This is a genomic window from Methylomonas sp. EFPC1, assembly GCF_016925515.1.
GTDB classification, from domain to species: Bacteria; Pseudomonadota; Gammaproteobacteria; order Methylococcales; family Methylomonadaceae; genus Methylomonas; species Methylomonas defluvii.
Genome location: NZ_CP070494.1, coordinates 2,090,432 through 2,109,553 on the forward strand (window position 1 = coordinate 2,090,432; position 19,122 = coordinate 2,109,553).

Sequence of the window (19,122 nt, forward strand, 5' to 3'; positions counted from 1 at the left end):
AACCTTATGATTATACACATCATGATTATACACATCGCTGAGCAGCTTAACGTCGGCACTCCTGAAGGATTGGTTGTTGTCGCCAGGTGATGCAGTCGTTCTGAGGCAGTGGCTTGGGTATTAGGGTGGCTTGGTCTATTTGGCTGCTTCCATTGGCGAGCGATAGTTTGTGCAAGAAAGTTTTTGTCGGCAGACTATTGAGCTAATTTGCGGTATCCATCGAATAAATGATGAATTTCCTCAAGACCGTCTTCGATTGACCAAGAAACCGACTTTGACAATAAATCCAGTAAAATCACGCCGTTTACCGCTGCATCTTCGCTAATCGCAGTTTTTAACCGTTGGCTTAAATGGAGGTTGATAACTTGTAAGTTTTGATATAGCGCGAGCAGTTCATCCAGTTCCAGGGAATAGGGTAGGTGGTCTTTTTGCCGAAAATACTGTGCCAATAGGAACATCGTGGTTACTCGGTAAATCGTTTCAGTTTGATCGGCCAAGGGTAAGTGAAAACGTGCCATTGGCTTTAAAAATTCAGTATGCGGACACGGGCTGGTGGCCATAATTAAGCCTAGAATCGAACTGGCGATATGTTGAGCAGTGGTTTCGGCGCGTATGGTTCTTCTATCGGTAATGACTTCTACAGCCATTTGCTTGTGGGACACTAGGTGCCCACATAAATTTAACAGTGACACCAAATTAATCGCGACAGGACAATGCGGAACCTGCTCCGGTTTTAACGGGCAATTGCGGCATTGTTGATACGTGAGTTCCGTCCATAGAGGATAGGGAGGGGGAGCGGCAGAAATAAGGGTCATGCTTTGTTTATCAACTTCGATTAGGAAATCGGCGCTGTCGTAATCTTCTGCGCTTAAGCGGTAGGTAAAATGTAGGATGTCTTCGGACATATAAATTCAGCAAACTTGTGATGTGCGTTTTCTTGGATGGATTTTAACCTGGCTAAGCCGCAATATTGGCCGATTGTAGGGGCGTCGTCTGACTAGTTTGGCTTGAGTATAGCTGCGGTATTCAAGTAAAGGAGGCTGCCTCCGGCTCCGTGTTACAATCGACGGCTCTAAAAACATAATCTCAAAAGGCTTTACCATGCAATTTATTAAACTCTCCGCTGTTGCTTTATTGTTTTTATCTTTTCACGCCACAGCGGAAGTTCAGCTGACCAAAGCCGATGTTTTGGGTACATGGCAAATCGACAAAGAATCCAACACCAGTGATGGCAGCAAGGCCCGTAGCTCCAATACCACGTGGACGTTTAAAGACGATGGCACTATAGAAGGCATGACCCATGAAAACGATTCGCATGCCAGAATTGACCAAATGCGGGCGGTGCTGAATTACGCCGTCGAAGGCGGCAAGATTGTCAAACAGGCGGCGCCGGGTCGCTCGAAGATGGAAACCTGCGAGGCAATCGAAAAATCCGGCAACAATATGGTTTTGAAATGCCAAACCGTTTACTTCTTTATGTCTAAAAAATAGGAACGCCTTACACTCCTGATAGTGTGGTGCTTAGTTTGACCTATTTACGTAGTTGTCGGATGGGATGGACTCATCGGTAGCGTGAAAACAGGAACTTCGATTTTGGCAGAACAGCCCAAGAGCCTATCCGATTTTGCGGAGCATTGTTTATTCAATGGCGAAATTGAGCAAAAACTTGTTTTAACTCATCAAGCCAGGCAGTTGTTGGATAACGGCTTATTATCCCTGCAAACACCAGGGACGGTATTGCCGATAAGCAATACCGTATTTCCGAGCCGGCCGGCGTTGTTGATGCCGCGAGAGATGCCTAAACGCCGTCTGGATTCTAACGAGGGTAAAGCTGCTTTTTTTCACGCGCTCGCACATATCGAGTTCGTGGCGATTTATTTGGCTTGGGACATTATTTATCGGTTTCCCGGCTTGCCCGGCGATTTTTATCGGGATTGGCTGATCATCGCCGACGAAGAGGCGCAGCATTTCGAGTTGATTCGCACTCATTTGCTTGGCTTGGGATTCGATTACGGCGATTTGCCCGCGCATCGCGGGCTTTGGTCTCACGCCGAAGATACGTCCAATGACATTTTGGCGAGATTGGCGATAGTGCCGCGGTGTATGGAGGCGCGCGGATTAGATGTGACCCCAGGCATGATGGATAAACTGGTTGCTATCGACGATCAGCCCGGCCTGGCTATCCTTCGGAGGATTTATAACGACGAAGTTGGGCATGTCGAGCGCGGTTCTTACTGGTTCAATAATCTGGCCAGGCAGCGCGGTCTGGAACCTGAACACTGCTTTAAAGACCTGATACTGAATTATTTCAAAGGCAAGCCCAAGGGACCCTTTAACCGAGAAGTGCGTATAATTGCCGGCTTCTCGAATAACGAAATCGATTGGCTGGAGGAGCGTTTGCATGAATAACAAACCGGTTTTTGATTATCCACTGTTTGCGATGGGCTTTAGGGCCTTTTTCGCGCTGGCGGGATTATCAGCTCTGGCTTTGATTGCAGTATGGAACTCAATGTCCAACGGTTCGCTGCATATCGATAATTACTTCACCGGCAGCACGTGGCATGCTCATGAAATGCTGCTGGGTTACACCACAGCGGTGATTGCCGGTTTTTTACTGACGGCGGCGAGAAACTGGACCGGCTTGCAAACGGTTACTCCCGATCAATTGGCGTCGCTATGTTTTCTGTGGATTTATGGCCGGGTATTGCCTTTTTATTCGGAACTACTGCCCGATGCGTTGATAGGCGCCGTGGATTTCGTATTTTTACCGGTGTTGGCGTATTTTGTCGGTAAGCCTATTTTAAAAACAGGCAACTACCAAAATCTGATTTTTATCCCCTTATTGCTGTTATTGGCCTTGGGTAATGGTTTGATTCATGCCCAAGTTCTGGGTTTGGCCGATAGCGCCTCGCTAGGACTAATCCTGGTAGTTACCGTTATCGTCGCGATGATTTTGGTCATAGCCGGCCGGGTATTTCCGTTTTTTACCGAACGAGGGCTATCCGGGGTTATTTGTATTCGCAATCCACTATTGGATATAGCTGCTGTTGTCGTGAGTCTGGTGGTGTTTGCACTATTGATGCTGAATATATCCGGCGCTTTGTTGGCTGTTGCTGCGGTAGCGGCGATTGTGATTAATATTGTGCGAGTGGCGGCTTGGTACAACCCGCGGATTTGGTTTGTGCCCCTGCTTTGGGTTTTGTATGTCGGCTACGGTTGGTTGATTATTGGATTTGGCTTGGTAGCACTTGCTGCTTTTGGGGTGGTTCCGCAGTCTTTGGCTTTACATGCCTTTACTGTGGGCGGCATCGGTATTTTGACTCTGGGCATGATGGCCCGCGTTGCGTTGGGTCATACCGGTAGAGCGTTGAAAGCCTCGAATGTGATGGCGTTGGCCTTTGTGCTGATCAATTTGGCGGCGCTGTTTCGAGTGTTTTTTCCGGCGTTGTTGCCAAACTGGTATGGCGGTTTGGTAATGGTGTCCACCTATTGTTGGTTGGCGGCATTTTCTCTGTTTGCATTTTATTATTCGCCAATTTTGACGTCGCCCAGACTGGACGGGCAGCCGGGATAGCGTAGTTCATAAAAACAGCGGCGATGGCGGATGAGCTTGTCCCGGGCGTGACGCGTTTTACATTGAATTTGTTGGAGCGGCGGCCGGAAAACTGGGTTTGGTATATCGATTTACTGCGCAACGAGGACAACGAGACGAGAGTGCATGGAAATTAATTGCACGACAGGTTTGATGTGAAGACGAGACTGGCGGAATTGACTTCGGTCAACGGCAACAGTGGGCCTGTTGCTGGCAGGAGTAATGATCTCGGTCAGTGATAGGGGCGCTGGATAGAATTATAAAAAAAGGCGGCTCTTAGCCGCCTTTTTTGTGTTGAAACGGTTTTACTGTGCGCTGTAATGCGATTCGATATAGCGCTCGACTATTGCTTGGAACTCTTCAGCGATATGGTCGCCTTTTAGGGTAACGGTTTTGAAGCCGTCTTCAAAAACCGGTGCAACAGGGGACTCGCCGGTGCCGGGTAGGCTGATGCCGATGTTGGCGTTTTTGCTCTCGCCGGGGCCGTTAACGACACAGCCCATCACCGCGACTTTCATATCTTCCACGCCTTTGTATTTATCTTTCCAGACAGGCATTTGGTCGCGTAAATAGCCTTGAATGTCTTGCGCCAGGCGTTGGAAATAATCGCTGGTGGTACGACCGCAGCCGGGGCAGGCTACTACCATGGGGGTGAAGGAGCGGAAGTTCATGGTTTGCAGAATTTCCTGAGCCACGATGACTTCTTTGGTGCGCGCCGCACCGGGTTCGGGTGTTAGGGATACGCGGATGGTGTCACCTATGCCTTGTTGCATCAATACGCCTAGCGCTGCCGACGATGCGACGATACCTTTGGAGCCCATGCCTGCTTCGGTAAGGCCTAAGTGCAGGGCGTAATCGCAACGGCTGGACAGGTCTTGGTAAATGCTGATCAGCTCCTGGACATCACTGATTTTGCAAGACAGAATGATTTTGTCTTTGCCCAATCCCAGCTCCTGGGCCTTTGCAGCGCTTTCCAGGGCAGAGAGTATAATGGCTTCGCGGGTGATCAAGGGTAATTCCTTGGGTTGCGCCAATTGCCTGTTCTCGTCGAGCAAGCGGGTCAACACGGCTTGATCAAGACTGCCACCGTTGACGCCGATACGTACGGGTTTGTTGTATTGAATCGCAAGCTCTATCATCTGCTGAAATTGCGGATCCCGCGCCTTACCTTTGCCGACGTTGCCGGGGTTGATACGGTATTTGGAAAGTGCTTGCGCGCAATCCGGATATTTTTCCAGTAACTTGTGGCCGTTGAAATGGAAGTCGCCGATAATGGGCACCGAAAAGCCTTTTTGCGCCAGTCGGTTGACGATTTCCGGTACGGCTTGCGCAGCTTCTTCTCGGTCGACTGTGATGCGGACCATTTCTGAGCCGGCTGTCGCTAATTCCATGATCTGTTGAACGCTTCCTGCAACATCAGCTGTATCGGTATTAGTCATGGATTGAACTACAATCGGAGCACCGCCGCCGACTTTTACGTTTCCTACCAAAACCTGTTGGGTGTGTTTTCTGGGGCTAATCGACATAGAATTGTGGTTTGCAAAAACTGAAAGTTATCTAAAAATACCAAGTAATTCACTTAGGATATAAATTATACCTCCTTAGTTACAGGACGAAAGAGCAAATTGTGCGGATAAATTACTTTTCTGATGTGCATTTAGAATTTGGCGAGCAGAGTTTGCCGGAAACCGATGCCGATATTGTCGTGGCGGCGGGCGATATTGGCATATTCAAACAAGGTGTCGAATGGTTGAAGTCTATCGGCAAGCCCGTGGTTTATGTGGCGGGTAACCATGAGTTTTATGGTTACGAATATCAACAGACCATCGACATGTTGCGTAGGGAATGTGCGGGCAGTCAAATTCAGTTCTTGGAAAAAGATCAGTTTATCTTCCAGGGCGTGCGCTTTTTGGGTTGTACTTTGTGGACGAATTTGTTTATCGAGGGCGCTGAAAAAGCCGAAGCGCTGGGAAAAACCTTGAATGACTTTCGTAAGGTGTCGTTTACAGGTCAATCATTCGAGCCTAAACACTTTGCCGAACTACACCGGGAATCAAAGTCCTGGTTAGAACAACAGCTTGCCACTCCCTTTGCCGGCAGGACCATTGTGGTCACGCACCATGCGCCGACCGAATGGAGTTGGATCGATTCACCCAACGTACTTAAAAAGCTGGCGTATTGTAATGACTTGAAGCCTTTATTTCACGAGTATGAAATAGCGGCCTGGTTTCACGGTCATGTGCACAATTTGGGTGATTACCGGATAGCGGATGCCCGTATTTTAAGCAATACCCGGGGGTATGTCGGCCGCAAGTATGTCAGCGGTTTTGATATCGATAAAGTGGTTGATATTTGATCGGCATTTCCACTTGCGCCGGGCGCTATCGCGCGGCTTACGGGGCCACAAGCCTTGGGATTTTCCGTTGAGAAAGCCGATAACTTGTGATGTAATGAACATGTTTTGTCTTGAAGTGTCCTTTGGGAGAGATGTTTCTCAATGGGCTTTTTGCTGCAACTAGTCTGGGGAGCAGGCGTATTAACTATGCAATTTAATATAAAGAAAGGTTTGGATTTGCCCATAACAGGCGGCCCCGAACAAAAGATAAGCGATGGTAACAGCATCAAATCGGTTGCTTTGTTAGGTGCCGACTATATTGATCTGAAACCGAAGATGATGGTTGCCGAAGGAGATAAGGTCAAATTAGGACAGGCGCTTTTTTCTGACAAAAAGAATCCTGGCGTTAACTTCGTATCACCCGGCGCGGGTGTGGTCAAAGCTATTAATCGCGGCGATAAACGTGCTTTGTTGTCTGTTGTCATCGAATTGCAGGGAAATCAGCAAGAGTCTTTCGCGAAATACGGCGAAGCAGAGCTGGGCAATTTGACTCAAGAACAAGTCAAGGAAAATTTGCTGGCATCGGGCTTGTGGACTTCGTTCCTGACTCGTCCTTACGGCAAAATCCCAGCTGTTGATTCCTCCCCAAGTTCGATTTTTGTCACAGCCATAGATACTCGTCCGCTTGCGGCCGATCCAGCTGTGATTATCAAGGAGCGCGCCGCGGACTTTGCTAATGGCTTGACTGTGATCTCCAAGTTGACGTCTGGTAAAACCTATCTTTGCAAGGCTTCTGGTACCGATGTGGTTGCTAACCAAGCAGTGCAAATAGCCGAGTTTTCCGGTCCGCATCCTGCCGGTTTGCCAAGCACCCACATACACTTCATCGATCCGGTCAATATCCATAAATTTGTTTGGCATATCGATTATCAAGCGGTGATTGCTATCGGCGCTTTGTTTACCAGCGGTAAACTGAATGTTGAGCGCGTGGTTTCCTTGGCTGGTCCAACCGTTAAAAACCCCAGGTTGGTGCGTACCCGTGTGGGCGCGAACTTGGATGATTTGGTTGCTGGCGAATTGCAAGATGTTGAAAATCGCGTGATTTCGGGTTCTGTTTTATATGGCCACGAAGCTACCGGATCTGCTGCGTTTTTGAGTGCTTATAGCCTGCAAGTTTCGGCTATCAAAGAAGGTCGCGATCGGGAGTTTTTCGGTTGGATCGTCCCGGGTAAAGACAAATACTCGGCGTTGAATGTCTACGTTTCCAGTAAAGATCGTAAAGATAATCGCCTGTTCCCGTTGACCACCGATAAGAACGGCAGTAACCGGGCCATCGTCCCTGTTGGCGTATATGAGTCGGTCATGCCTTTGGATATTTTGGCTACACCTTTGTTAAAAGCGATTGTAGTCGGCGATACGGATACTGCACAGTCTCTTGGTTGTCTGGAATTGAGTGAAGAAGACGTGTCTTTGTTCACCTTTGTCGATCCAGGTAAACACGACTTCGCGCCTGTGCTCAGAGCTAATTTAACTAAAATCGAGAAGGAAGGATAATGTCGGCTAGAGATATTTTAGATAGCATAGAGCCGCATTTTACAAAGGGCGGCAAGTTTGAGAAGTATTACGGTCTCTATGAGATGGTGGATACTTTCATCTATACGCCATCCGATGTAACGCGCGGTAGAACCCACGTTCGTGACGGCAATGACCTGAAACGGACCATGACTTTCGTGGTAATAGCCACGGCGTTTTGTATTTTGATGGCATGGTATAACACCGGCTACCAAGCCAATTTGGCGATGGAAAAAATCGGTGCCACCGAAATCAATAACTGGCGCAGCATTCCAATGGCGCTGTTTGGCTACAACCCATACAATCCTTTTTCGTGCCTAGTGCACGGGATGTTGTATTTTTTCCCGGTTTACATTACGACTTTGGCGGTTGGCGGTATCTGGGAAGTGCTTTTCGCGACTGTGCGTAAACACGAAGTTAATGAAGGCTTCTTGGTGTCTTCGATGCTGTATACCTTGATCCTGCCGCCTGACATACCTTTGTGGCAAGTGGCGCTGGGTATCTCTTTCGGTATCGTGTTGGGTAAAGAAGTTTTCGGTGGTACCGGCAAAAACTTCCTTAATCCCGCACTGACTGGTCGGGCATTCCTGTTCTTCGCTTATCCTGCGTCCATTTCAGGGGATGCGGTCTGGGTTGCCGTGGATGGTTACAGTGGTGCTACTGCATTGTCTCTGGCTTCGGCTGGCGGCCTGGAAGCGATTAAGGAAAGCTTTAGCTGGATTCAGGCCTTCCTGGGTTTCATTCCCGGTTCCATGGGCGAAACCTCGACTTTGGCTTGTATGCTGGGTGCGGCGTTCCTGCTCTACACGCGTGTCGCTTCGTATCGCATCATGGGCGGTGTATTGATTGGCATGATCGCTATGTCTACTCTGCTGAATATTATCGGAAGTACCACCAACCCAATGTTTGCAATACCTTGGTATTGGCATATGGTGGTCGGTGGTTTTGCGTTCGGTACGGTGTTTATGGCAACCGATCCTGTATCCGCAGCCGTGACCGACACCGGTCGTTGGATTTACGGTGCGATGATCGGCGTGATGATTATCATCATTCGGGTTATTAACCCGGCTTTCCCAGAAGGTGTGATGCTTGCCATTCTTTTCTCAAACATGTTTGCACCATTGATTGATTACTTTGTTGTTCAAGCAAATATTAGAAGAAGGATCAAACGCCATGCTTAATGCCGAGAAAAAAACCTGTAAGTACAACGAGCAGCTCTGCAAGTACTACGAACAGTTCAGAGTTTACGCCGACAGAATCCTGGCTTTAAGCAACGACAGCCTGGAAAAAACCGTTAATGTGGCTTTGGCCTTATGCCTGGTTTGCGCTGTTTTGGTATCTATCGCAACAGTCGCTTTACGGCCTTTGCAAGGCTACAACAAAGCCCTGGACATGAAGAAAAATATTCTTGATGTAGCCGGTTTGTTGGAAGAGGGTACTGATATCGACCAAGCCTTTGCGGAAAGAATCGAAAGCAAGATTGTCGACCTGAAAACAGGTGATTACGTAGACAATATCAATGTCGACGAATACGACCAACGCAAGGCTGCTAAAGACCCTGCGCAGAACGAGTTGATTCCGGTCGAGAAAGATATTGCCAGCATCCGTCAAAAAGCCAAATACACCAAAGTGTTTTTGGTTAAAAACGGCGACCAGTTGCAATCCATTATTCTGCCTATCAACGGTTACGGTTTGTGGTCTACGATGTATGGCTTTTTAGCCTTGGAAGCTGATGCGCAAACTGTACAGAGCATCAACCTGTACGACCAAGGTGAAACCCCCGGCCTGGGTGGTGAGGTAGTCAATCCTAACTGGCGCGCGTTGTGGAAAGGCAAAAAAGTCTATTCCGACAAAGGCGAAGTGGCTTTGACTTTAGTAAAAGGTGGTGTTGATTCCAGTCGCCCGGATTCTGTTTACAAAGTGGATGGTTTGGCCGGCGCAACCTTAACCAGTCGTGGCGTCAGTAATTTGATCCAATACTGGATGGGTACCGAAGGTTTTGCCACCTATCTAAACAAAATTAGAAAAAACGGTTAGGACTTATCATGGATAAAGAAACTAAAAAAGTATTATTCGAACCGTTGGTCGATAACAACCCAATCACCCTGCAGGTGCTTGGTGTATGTTCGGCGCTGGCGGTAACGTCGCAAATGTCTACCTCATTGATCATGGCATTGGCACTGACTTCGGTTACTGCCTGTTCAAGCGCAGCGATTAGTGCGGTGCGCGAGCATATACCGAGCAGCATTCGGATCATCGTGCAGATGATCATCATTGCTTCGCTGGTTATTGTGGTCGATCAGTTACTGAAAGCCTTTGCATTCGATGTCAGCAAAAAGCTGTCAGTATTCGTAGGTTTGATTATTACCAACTGTATCGTTATGGGACGTGCTGAAGCCTATGCGATGAAAAATCCGCCGCTGCAAAGCTTTGTTGACGGTATCGGTAACGGTTTGGGCTATAGCTTGATCCTGATTATCGTGGCTCTGTTCAGAGAAACTTTGGGCTCGGGCAAACTGCTTGGCTTCGACGTATTGCCTTTGGTAAAGGATGGCGGTTGGTACGTGCCGAACGGCATGATGCTGCTGCCGCCCAGCGCGTTTTTCATCATCGGCTTGATCATTTGGGGTTTCCGTACCTGGAAACCAAAGCAAGTGGAAAACAACGAGTTCAAAATCATGTCGATTGCTCACGGTGAAGGAGGGCACCACTAATGGAAGCCTATATCAGTCTGTTTGTTAAAGCGGTTTTCATTGAAAACCTGGCGCTGTCATTCTTCCTGGGTATGTGTACCTTCTTGGCGGTGTCCAAGAAGATCTCCACGGCCATGGGTTTGGGTATTGCCGTTATGGTGGTGCAAACCTTAACAGTGCCTGCCAATAACTTCATTTACCAAACTTTGTTGAAAGAAGATGCATTATCTTGGATAGGCATTACCGGCGTGGATTTAAGCTTTTTAAGCCTGTTGAGCTGTATTGGTATGATCGCTGCGATCGTACAGATTCTGGAAATGATTCTGGATAAATTCTTTCCTGCTCTGTATCAAGCCTTGGGTATCTTCCTGCCATTGATTACCGTTAACTGCGCGATCTTGGCCGGTAGCTTGTTCATGATCGAACGCGACTACAATTTTGGTGAAAGCGTGGTATACGGTATAGGTAGTGGTTTCGGTTGGGCATTGGCGATTACTGTCATGGCCGGTGTGCGTGAGAAATTGAAATACAGCGATATTCCGGCTGCATTACAAGGTCTGGGCATCACTTTTATTACCGCCGGCTTGATGTCTCTGGGCTTCATGGCTTTCTCTGGAATTCAATTATAAGGGTATCGTAATGCTGGAAATTGCATTAGGTGTTATTTTCTTCACGGTCATCGTGATAGCGCTGGTGTTTTTGATCATCGGCGCGAAAAGTAAACTGGTGGCCTCTGGCGATGTGGAAATTCTGATCAATAACGAAAAGAAAATCCATGTACCAGTTGGTTCCAAATTGTTGACCGCATTGGCGGACAACCAATTGTTCGTGTCCTCAGCTTGCGGCGGTGGCGGCACTTGTGGTCAATGTAAAGTGAAAGTGCACAGCGGCGGTGGCGATATTCTGCCAACGGAGCAATCGCATATCACCAAACGGGAAGCCGCACACGGCGAACGTCTGGCTTGCCAAGTATCCATCAAACAAAACATGGATATCGAAGTCGAAGACAGCGTATTCGGTGTAAAAAAATGGGAATGCACCGTTAAGTCCAACGACAACGTCGCGACCTTCATTAAAGAGTTGGTCTTGGAATTGCCGGAAGGTGAAGCCATCAATTACCGTGCCGGTGGTTATATACAAATCGAATGTCCGCCACATATTTCAAAATATGCGGACATGGATGTTGCCGAGGAATACCGTCCTGACTGGGATAAGTTCAATCTGTGGCGCTATGTGTCGGATGTAAAAGAGCCAACGCTACGTGCTTACTCAATGGCATCTTATCCTGAAGAAAAAGAAATAATGTTGAACGTCAGGATCGCTACGCCGCCCCCAGGGGCGCCGGATGGCATTCCGCCAGGGATCATGTCGTCCTTTATCTTCAATCTGAAACCAGGTGATAAAGTGTTCGTATCCGGTCCTTACGGCGAGTTTTTTGCCAAAGAAACCGATGCGGAAATGGTATTTATCGGCGGTGGTGCCGGTATGGCGCCGATGCGTTCGCATATCTTTGATCAATTACGCAGATTGAAATCCAAGCGTAAAATGACTTTCTGGTATGGCGCACGTAGCAAACGCGAAATGTTCTATGTAGAAGATTTCGATATGCTGGCCAAAGAAAACGACAATTTTGAATGGCATGTAGCCTTGTCGGATGCTTTGCCTGAAGATAACTGGAAAGGTTATACCGGCTTCATTCACAACGTATTGTTCGAAGAATTCATCAAGAAACATCCGAACCCAGAAGATTGTGAATACTATATGTGCGGGCCGCCAATCATGAACTCTTCAGTGATCAACATGCTGTTGGCTAATGGCGTGGATCCTGAAAATATTATGTTGGATGATTTCGGCGGTTAAGTTGTATTAATCTGACGCGAAGCACAGGGAGCGATTTTCGGATCGCTCCTTTTTTCGTTTCAGTGATTAGAAAAAACAGGAGAAAAAAATGGGTTATTTTTTAGTAACATTTTTATTTATGTTGATCGTTATTGCCGTCATGGCAGTCGGTGTGTTTTTCGGTCGGAATGCTATCAAGGGGTCTTGCGGCGGCACCGGCAACTGTGTGTGTAGTGAGAAATGTGACAAAAGAAAGAAGTTTGAAGCTGAGCAAGCTAAAACATTGGAACAACATTAAGACTGCTTGCCCAAAGCGATAAACTAAGCTACTTCGGAGCGATAACTCTCCGAAACGTTAAGTTTATGCGTCCTTGAGTCAGATTCTGATCGACAGGAATACTATGCAGCCAGTGGTGTTGAAAATCGGGCTGCATCACCAATAGCATTCCACTAGTAAGGAAAATACTGCCGCTATCCGCGGTCTTTTTATGCCGAAATGCAAATTTCCGGGTCGCTCCCAGCGTCAATGATGCGATAAAAGGCTGTGGTCCCAACTCCGCTTCGTTATCCGCATGCCAGCCTACATAGTCATCGCCGTTGCGATATAAATTCACTAATACCGAATTAAACGAAAAGTTTAAGAACTCTTCGATTTTTTGCCTTATATCCGATAGTAATGGCGTCCAGGGCCGAGTTTTTAATAGATTATTGCTGTAGCTATAAACTATCCCCGGATCAGCATGCCAGGTTTGCAGGCGGGGTAAAGTAAATTCCCGACCGGCAACGCTGTAACAATTGTCGGGCCAATTTTGTTCCTGGAGCAAACGCCTATAGATAGCATCGCTTTCGGCGGCGTCGTAAAAATCTCTTATTATTCTCAGCTCCTTATCAGGCGTCATTCGTCTTGCAATTCCTGCTGTGCTTTAATATGCGAAGCTAGTGCACTGTCCATTGTCGTAATGTGCAATAAAAACCATTGCGGCAGACGCTCCTTGACAAAAGCACGACCAAAGGAAATTAAGCCTTTGTCGATCCGGGTTTTAAACTGTTTGAATTCTTCCAAAACCCGTTGATGTTCGCCTTTGTGTTCGGTTTCCGCCGGAAATCCGAATTGCGCCATTAACCGATTTTCAGATTCAAAATGTTCTTCGGTGTGTTGATACAATTGCGCAAACAAGCCCGGAAAGTCAGTGTTATTGGCCTTATCCAATTGATTTACCAAATCAATAAAGATGCCGTGATCATGATCGATGTGAGCATAACCAACACTCAGAGGTATGGTTCTGTCGAATATTGTCATTTGAACACTCGTGTGATTTGTAAACTAATGCACTAAAGCATGTTTTATGCCTAGTAATCGCCGACGATAAAACGGATGGATGATTGTCGATGGTAATTAAAGCGCAGGCCAGATTTAATCGGGTATCACCTCATCAACTCTACTAACGATGCGCCCATCGGCCATTCTAATGTCGAACAGTTCAAGCTTGGCTAACTGTTTAACCGACTTCACCAGCTGGGAGCTTTCGTGTCGTTGCACGATAGCATAACCGCGTTCCAGCGTTGCCAGTGGACTAATCGCATGTAAGGTTTGTGACATCGCGCGTTGCCGATTTTTCAATGCCGTCAGTTTAATTTGCATCGAACGGCTTAATCGTTGTTGGAAGTAATCAAGTTGCTGCCGATAGCCGTGAATCGATACCAACGGTTGCTGTCCGTTCAGACGCTGGGTGTTTAACGCCAGACGCTGGCGGCACAGCCCCAAGCCGGCTCGCGTCGCGCGATCCAAGCGTTGTTCCAATTCGTCGAGACGCTGGGCATTGCGTTGTAGTTTTTCGCCCGGATGTTGGGTTTGTAGGGCTTTATTTAGCCAACTCAAATGCATCTGTTGCTGCTGTAATTTATCCTGCATTTGCCGGGTTAGTTGGCGCTCGATAGCTGTAAAGCGATTAAGCCAGGCGGATTGGTCCGGCACCGCACATTCGGCCGCTACCGATGGTGTCGGCGCGCGTAAATCAGCGACGAAATCGGCGATGCTGAAATCCACCTCGTGGCCTACTGCTGAAATCACCGGAATTTCGCTGGCCGCTACCGCCCTGGCGACAATTTCTTCGTTAAACGCCCACAAATCTTCCAGCGACCCGCCGCCGCGCGCCAGGATAATCACGTCTACTAGGGCTTGCTTATTGGCTGCTGCCAATGCCGCGCTGATCTCGAATTTAGCACTCTCGCCCTGCACGGCCGCCGGATAGATCAACACCGGGATGGCCGGGAAGCGCCGTTTCAAAACGCTGAGAATGTCGTGAATAGCCGCGCCGCTGGCTGAGGTGATGACACCGATTTGCTTTGGCAATTGCGGTATCGGTTTCTTGCGGTTTTGCTCGAACAAGCCTTCAAGCAATAGTTTTTGCTTCAGGCGTTCGTAAGCCAGTCGTAATGCACCGTCACCGGCTTCTTCCAGCTGTTCCACCACCAGTTGGTAATCGCCGCGCGGTTCGTACAAACTGACTTGGGCGGTGGCGACAACCAGATTGCCGTTGGCCGGTTTGAAGCGCAGTCGCTGCTGCTGGCCTTTGAACATGGCGCAGCGAATCTGGGCTTGCGCGTCTTTCAATGTAAAGTAGTAATGGCCGGATGAGGGTAGGCTGAGATTGGAAATCTCGCCTTGTACCTGCACGGTCAAGAAGTGGCCAGCCAGCAAACGTTTGGCTTCTCGGTTTAGCTGGGATACGCTGAAGATGTGTTCGGAATTACTCATCGAATACTTGAGAGTGAAGGGCGAATGGTTTCAAAATCGTATTTTACGGCGGTTTGCCGCAAATACCAGGCGCTTTTACTTTGCGGAAGTGTTTCCAGGTAAGCTGCGCTAGAATGGTGCCTCGGTGAAGATTTCAGCTTTGGAGAACAAGGAACTACGGATGCATGAACATCAATTGAGTAACTGGCAACATTCGCACAATTTCGCACGGATCAATCGCAAAGGCGAGCGGCGTACCAAATGGGTGCTGCTTCTGACGTTTGCGACGATGATTGTGGAAATCGTGGCTGGCATGCAGTTTCATTCGATGGCTCTGTTGGCGGACGGTTGGCACATGGCTACCCATGTGGTGGCATTTATGATCGCGATCTTCGCTTATCGTTACAGTCGTATCCACCAGGATGACCAAACTTTCGCGTTTAGTCCCGCCAAGGTCGGCGTGTTGGGCGGATTTGCCAGTTCGATAGCATTGGCGATGGTAGCCTTGGTGATGATTGCCGACTCGGTACAAAGGTTGCTAATGCCGGAAATCATTCGCTTTGACGAGGCGATTTTAGTCGCGCAAGTGGGTTTACTGATCAATCTATTAAGCGCGTTGTTATTACGAGACCATCACGATCATCACCACGGACATAATCACCACCATGACCATGACCATGACCATGACCATGACCATGACCATGATCACAAGGACCACGGTCATAGCCCCCAACATCAGGATCACAATCTAAGGGCGGCCTATCTGCATGTAATGGCCGATGCGCTAACTTCGGTGTTAGCCATCGTCGCTTTGGTCGCAGGCAAGTATTACGGCTGGGTATGGCTGGACACGGTGATGGGTTTTGTTGGCGCGACAGTGATCTTGGTCTGGGCTTACGGTTTAATCAAAGAAACTAGTCCGGTGTTGCTGGACCAAGCCATGAACCCTAAATTTACCCTAGCCATACAAGCTGTGCTGGAGGAAGACGGCGAATGCCGTGTCAGCGATCTGCATGTCTGGCCCGTTAGTGCGAATCATTATGCGGCAATCGTGGTTTTGGTCACCCAGCAGCCAAAATCGCCCAGTTACTACAAGAATCTATTGGTCAAATTCCCGCAGCTCGATCACATCACCGTGGAGGTCAATCGTTGTAATGGCGAGGATTGCGTTGCAGAATAATCGCGTCGTTGCCGATGAATTCAATTTGGCAGTGGTAATGCGCCGCTAACCAACGAAATGTTGGCCGCGAAAAAAAAGCGACGTGGGTTTGATCGTTTTTGTAATGCCATTTGGCAAAGGCTTCGGCATCAATGACCAATTTGGTCATAATGCCCAGCCAGCCGCCGGGTTTCAATAACTCAAATAGTGCGTCGAATTCGCGTTTTGGCGCACGAAAATGCTCTACCACCTCGGTGCAGACGATAAAGTCGTAGGTTTGGTGCAGGTGCTCAGGAAAGTCCGCATAGAATGGGTCGTAGACATTTATTTGATGCCCTCGCGCCTTGAACAATTCTGCGAGCGCAGGGCCTGGGCCGCAACCATAATCAAGTCCAACAGAGTTGTTCGGCAATCTTTCGAGCAGAGGCTTCGCCAAGCGCGATAAAAATTCAATGTAGCCCGGATCGTCGATGGCATTTTGATGCAGATCATAAATAGCCTTTTCCTGGCTTAGTGATATATGCTGCGAGCAATCGACATACACCACTAAGCAATTCCGGCAATGGTTGTAGTCGCGTTTTGAGTCGCTGTGATAATGATGGATATTGGGGCTGCTACAGAGTGGGCAGGATAGTGCCGGCATAATTAATTTGGGCTTTTGCTTGACGCGTGGGTGATATGCTGTAGAATGCGCCGCTCTCTACTGCGGAGCGGTAGTTCAGTTGGTTAGAATACCGGCCTGTCACGCCGGGGGTCGCGGGTTCGAGCCCCGTCCGCTCCGCCACTTTCTTGTTTTACCCGCGTTTTCATTTCATCGCTGACGTGGCAATCATCATTAATATCGGCATACATTTTAGTTTGCGATATTCCTAAACTGTTGCCAGATAATTTTGAATGTAAGTGTCAAAGTCGGATCATTAGCTGCTACTCGCTCGTCCAAGATAACTTGATCCACCCAGCAACCTTCGTCGATTTCATCAGTCGCCAGATCAAACGGTCCGTTATGCCGGCAGCGGTAGACCTGAATAAATTCCATACCTAAATCGGTGCTAGGCTCCAGTTTGAATAAGCCTTCCAGGCTTTCGGCAATTACACCCAATTCCTCCAGTAATTCACGTGGCGCGCAACTGGCATAGCTTTCGCCAGCGTCGACATGGCCGGCAGCCGAGGTGTCCCACAAGCCTTTGTTCAGATCTTTTTTCATCGAGCGCTTTTGCAGAAACAACTGGCCCGCATCGTTGAAAACCAGAATATGCACGGCCCGATGACGCAGTCTGTTGGCGTGAATCACCGATCTCGGTTGTTGGGCAATAACGGCATCGTCTTTATCGACGACATCGAGAAGTTCGTTGTGCATGTAAACTATCGATTCCTGAGGCAAGGTCGTGTATGGTAGCTGTTTTTAGTGCATGTCGCAGAGAACATATGGCAAGAAGAAGCGAACATAGTCAGGAACAAATTAAGGAAATGGTGTTGGTCGCCGCAGAAACCATCGTCATAGAGGACGGATACAGCGCCCTGACGGTGCGAAAAATAGCGATGGAAATCGGCTATACCGTGGGCAGCATTTATATGGTATTTGCCAATATGAATGATTTGCTGACCCACGTTAAAGGACGGACACTGGACGAGCTGGCCAAACAATTGCTCCACTGTGTACCGTCCGCCAGCGTCGAGGAAAATATTCTGATCTTGGCGGAAACCTATCTAAATTTTGCCGCCCAGCATTTCAATCGCTGGCGAATGATCTTCGATATCCAGAGCGAGGAGCCCCAGCCTGACTGGTATCTACAAAAGGTGGAGCAGATGTTTGCCATTGTCGAGGTGTTGTTTATACAGCTTACGCCCGGCAGCTCGCCCGAGCAAAGCCGACTGGCTGCCAGAACCTTGTGGAGCGGCGTGCATGGTATATGTATTTTGTCGCTAACCGCCAAACCGCAAGTCAGCGATATTGAAGCATCCAAACTAAGCGTGGATTTGCTAGTGCAAACCTTTATTCAAGGCTGGAAGGCGCTTGCTCCACTTCAGGTAAGTGCCAAACCACCAGAAAAGTAGCCGCCAGCAGCAGCAAACCCAGGCCGATTAGCGCGGCAATTGGTGTTACATGTTCGGCAGCAGCCAGGGTATAGCCGCCGACCGACAATAACATTGCCACATTCTGGAAAAAATTCTGCATCGCTACCGCGCCGCCGCTGCCTATGCTTTGTTGACCAAGGTCCTGAAGTGCCGCGTTGATCGGTACGATAAACATGCCGCCGGCCATACCCATCAAAAACAACACAAAACGCGCCGGCCAAACCGCCTCGGTAAAACTCAGGGCGATGATAAAGATGCTCATCAAATAGGCCGGGATTCGGGCGCGGCGCAAATGTTCCAGCGGAATCAAGCGTGGGACCAGGACTGAACCGGCGATGATACCGATAGCCAAAAATAGCGTGAGATTGGCAATATCGCTGGCGTTATGCGTCATTAACACCAACGGCGCCCAGGCGATGATAATCACCCGCACACTGGCTGCTGCTGCCCAAAAAAGGGATGCGCCCAGCACCGCGAAGCGTGAGCGTGGCATTGCCAGAAATGTTTTAACTTCCAAGTAGAACAGCCTGATTTTCGAGCCGGACGGTGGCGCTTTACGTAAGCCTATCGGCAAGAATAAGGTGGTGGCAGCAGAAATCAAAAACAATAATATTGTTACAAGCAAGGCCCAAGTGGTGGAATGATCGGCTAGTTTTGCACCAACCACCATACCGGTTAATATCGCCAGTATCGTCGAGCCTTCAATCCAGCTATTGGCTTTGACCAGACCGTTGTGGCCGGCCAGTTCCGGCAAAATGCCGTATTTGGCCGGACTGTACAAGGCAGCGCCGACACCGACCACGCAATACGCCAATAGAGGCTCGACGTTAAATAGCAACAAACCCGCGCCGCAAGCCTTGATCAGATTGGCGACAATCAACACTCGCGATTTGGCGTGACTGTCCGCAAATCCGCCCACCCAGGGCGCCAACACTACGAATGCCACCAGAAACACGCTTTGTAGTGCCGGCACGTACCAACTGACCGGGTGCGCATCCTGCATCACCATGGCGATGACTGTAAACAATATGGCGTTGTCGGCAAATGCCGAGAGGAATTGCGCGATTAAAAGGGGATAGATGTGTTTGCTCATGGCGTTACATGGTAGTTAATTTAGGC

21 protein-coding genes and 1 tRNA gene are annotated in these 19,122 nt (G+C 48.6%); 14 read left to right on the forward strand and 8 right to left on the reverse strand.

The window, feature by feature from the left end; translation table 11 throughout:
* Positions 1-194: 194 nt before the first annotated feature.
* Positions 195-905: a hypothetical protein gene (locus tag JWZ98_RS09620; RefSeq protein ID WP_033159358.1), complete on the reverse strand. Its 711-nt coding sequence runs from the start codon at positions 903-905 to the stop codon at positions 195-197.
* 196 nt (positions 906-1,101) lie between these two features.
* Between JWZ98_RS09620 and JWZ98_RS09625 the strand changes: the two genes are divergently transcribed.
* From JWZ98_RS09625 to JWZ98_RS09635, 3 genes are all read left to right on the forward strand, one after another.
* Positions 1,102-1,491: a lipocalin family protein gene (locus tag JWZ98_RS09625; RefSeq protein WP_171695017.1), complete on the forward strand. Its 390-nt coding sequence runs from the start codon at positions 1,102-1,104 to the stop codon at positions 1,489-1,491.
* Between the two features lie 102 nt (positions 1,492-1,593).
* Entirely contained in the window at positions 1,594-2,409 is an 816-nt protein-coding gene (locus JWZ98_RS09630) for a ferritin-like domain-containing protein (protein WP_240348287.1), read from the forward strand.
* Positions 2,402-3,574 (forward strand): NnrS family protein, encoded by a 1,173-nt coding sequence (locus JWZ98_RS09635; RefSeq protein ID WP_205454116.1) that lies wholly within the window; start codon positions 2,402-2,404, stop codon positions 3,572-3,574. Before JWZ98_RS09630 ends, JWZ98_RS09635 begins: the two co-directional genes overlap by 8 nt.
* 323 nt (positions 3,575-3,897) lie before the next feature.
* Here the strand turns inward: JWZ98_RS09635 and ispG are convergent, their stop codons facing one another.
* Positions 3,898-5,118 carry a flavodoxin-dependent (E)-4-hydroxy-3-methylbut-2-enyl-diphosphate synthase gene (gene ispG / locus JWZ98_RS09640; protein ID WP_020481968.1) on the reverse strand — a complete coding sequence of 407 codons (1,221 nt, stop codon included), beginning with the start codon at positions 5,116-5,118 and terminating at the stop codon, positions 3,898-3,900.
* Between the two features lie 125 nt (positions 5,119-5,243).
* Here ispG and JWZ98_RS09645 point away from each other — a divergent pair, with 125 nt between their 5' ends.
* From JWZ98_RS09645 to nqrM, 8 genes are all read left to right on the forward strand, one after another.
* Positions 5,244-5,948 (forward strand): metallophosphoesterase, encoded by a 705-nt coding sequence (locus JWZ98_RS09645; protein WP_020481967.1) that lies wholly within the window; start codon positions 5,244-5,246, stop codon positions 5,946-5,948.
* A gap of 186 nt (positions 5,949-6,134) precedes the next feature.
* Positions 6,135-7,481, forward strand: a complete 1,347-nt coding sequence (locus tag JWZ98_RS09650; RefSeq protein ID WP_026146837.1) for a Na(+)-translocating NADH-quinone reductase subunit A — start codon at positions 6,135-6,137, stop codon at positions 7,479-7,481.
* Positions 7,481-8,680, forward strand: a complete 1,200-nt coding sequence (locus JWZ98_RS09655) for an NADH:ubiquinone reductase (Na(+)-transporting) subunit B (RefSeq protein WP_026600197.1) — start codon at positions 7,481-7,483, stop codon at positions 8,678-8,680. The genes JWZ98_RS09650 and JWZ98_RS09655 overlap by 1 nt, the downstream gene beginning before the upstream one ends.
* A complete protein-coding gene (locus JWZ98_RS09660; protein WP_205454117.1) occupies positions 8,673-9,536 on the forward strand; it encodes a Na(+)-translocating NADH-quinone reductase subunit C in 864 nt (287 codons plus the stop codon). The genes JWZ98_RS09655 and JWZ98_RS09660 overlap by 8 nt, the downstream gene beginning before the upstream one ends.
* Positions 9,537-9,544: 8 nt before the next feature.
* Positions 9,545-10,213, forward strand: a complete 669-nt coding sequence (locus JWZ98_RS09665; RefSeq protein ID WP_240348288.1) for an NADH:ubiquinone reductase (Na(+)-transporting) subunit D — start codon at positions 9,545-9,547, stop codon at positions 10,211-10,213.
* Positions 10,213-10,821 (forward strand): NADH:ubiquinone reductase (Na(+)-transporting) subunit E, encoded by a 609-nt coding sequence (gene nqrE, locus JWZ98_RS09670; protein ID WP_101052580.1) that lies wholly within the window; start codon positions 10,213-10,215, stop codon positions 10,819-10,821. The genes JWZ98_RS09665 and nqrE overlap by 1 nt, the downstream gene beginning before the upstream one ends.
* 10 nt (positions 10,822-10,831) lie before the next feature.
* Complete coding sequence (nqrF, locus tag JWZ98_RS09675) at positions 10,832-12,052, forward strand: NADH:ubiquinone reductase (Na(+)-transporting) subunit F (protein ID WP_033159347.1); 1,221 nt, start codon at positions 10,832-10,834, stop codon at positions 12,050-12,052.
* An 88-nt stretch (positions 12,053-12,140) separates the two neighbouring features.
* On the forward strand, positions 12,141-12,329 hold the full coding sequence (gene nqrM, locus JWZ98_RS09680; RefSeq protein ID WP_205454118.1) for a (Na+)-NQR maturation NqrM: 189 nt from the start codon (positions 12,141-12,143) through the stop codon (positions 12,327-12,329).
* Positions 12,330-12,357: 28 nt separating this feature from the next.
* Here the strand turns inward: nqrM and JWZ98_RS09685 are convergent, their stop codons facing one another.
* The 3 genes from JWZ98_RS09685 to xseA all read right to left on the reverse strand — a co-directional run bounded on the left by JWZ98_RS09685 (position 12,358) and on the right by xseA (position 14,789).
* Positions 12,358-12,930, reverse strand: coding sequence for an alpha-ketoglutarate-dependent dioxygenase AlkB (locus tag JWZ98_RS09685; RefSeq protein ID WP_205454119.1), 573 nt, complete (start codon positions 12,928-12,930; stop codon positions 12,358-12,360).
* Positions 12,927-13,331: a hemerythrin family protein gene (locus JWZ98_RS09690; RefSeq protein ID WP_051670515.1), complete on the reverse strand. Its 405-nt coding sequence runs from the start codon at positions 13,329-13,331 to the stop codon at positions 12,927-12,929. The genes JWZ98_RS09685 and JWZ98_RS09690 overlap by 4 nt, the downstream gene beginning before the upstream one ends.
* A gap of 114 nt (positions 13,332-13,445) precedes the next feature.
* Complete coding sequence (xseA, locus tag JWZ98_RS09695; RefSeq protein WP_205454120.1) at positions 13,446-14,789, reverse strand: exodeoxyribonuclease VII large subunit; 1,344 nt, start codon at positions 14,787-14,789, stop codon at positions 13,446-13,448.
* A 160-nt stretch (positions 14,790-14,949) separates the two neighbouring features.
* On the opposite strand from xseA, the gene dmeF reads away from it, so the two are divergent.
* A complete protein-coding gene (gene dmeF / locus JWZ98_RS09700; RefSeq protein ID WP_205454121.1) occupies positions 14,950-15,948 on the forward strand; it encodes a CDF family Co(II)/Ni(II) efflux transporter DmeF in 999 nt (332 codons plus the stop codon).
* Here the strand turns inward: dmeF and JWZ98_RS09705 are convergent.
* Entirely contained in the window at positions 15,911-16,570 is a 660-nt protein-coding gene (locus JWZ98_RS09705; protein WP_205454122.1) for a class I SAM-dependent methyltransferase, read from the reverse strand. The genes dmeF and JWZ98_RS09705 overlap by 38 nt on opposite strands.
* 64 nt (positions 16,571-16,634) lie before the next feature.
* Here JWZ98_RS09705 and JWZ98_RS09710 point away from each other — a divergent pair.
* A tRNA-Asp gene (locus tag JWZ98_RS09710) sits at positions 16,635-16,711 on the forward strand.
* A gap of 69 nt (positions 16,712-16,780) precedes the next feature.
* Here the strand turns inward: JWZ98_RS09710 and JWZ98_RS09715 are convergent.
* A complete protein-coding gene (locus JWZ98_RS09715) occupies positions 16,781-17,284 on the reverse strand; it encodes an NUDIX domain-containing protein (RefSeq protein ID WP_205454123.1) in 504 nt (167 codons plus the stop codon).
* 68 nt (positions 17,285-17,352) lie between these two features.
* Between JWZ98_RS09715 and JWZ98_RS09720 the strand changes: the two genes are divergently transcribed.
* Positions 17,353-17,982, forward strand: a complete 630-nt coding sequence (locus JWZ98_RS09720) for a WHG domain-containing protein (RefSeq protein ID WP_205454124.1) — start codon at positions 17,353-17,355, stop codon at positions 17,980-17,982.
* Here the strand turns inward: JWZ98_RS09720 and lplT are convergent.
* A complete protein-coding gene (gene lplT, locus JWZ98_RS09725; RefSeq protein WP_205454125.1) occupies positions 17,921-19,096 on the reverse strand; it encodes a lysophospholipid transporter LplT in 1,176 nt (391 codons plus the stop codon). The genes JWZ98_RS09720 and lplT overlap by 62 nt on opposite strands.
* Positions 19,097-19,122: the final 26 nt, after the last annotated feature.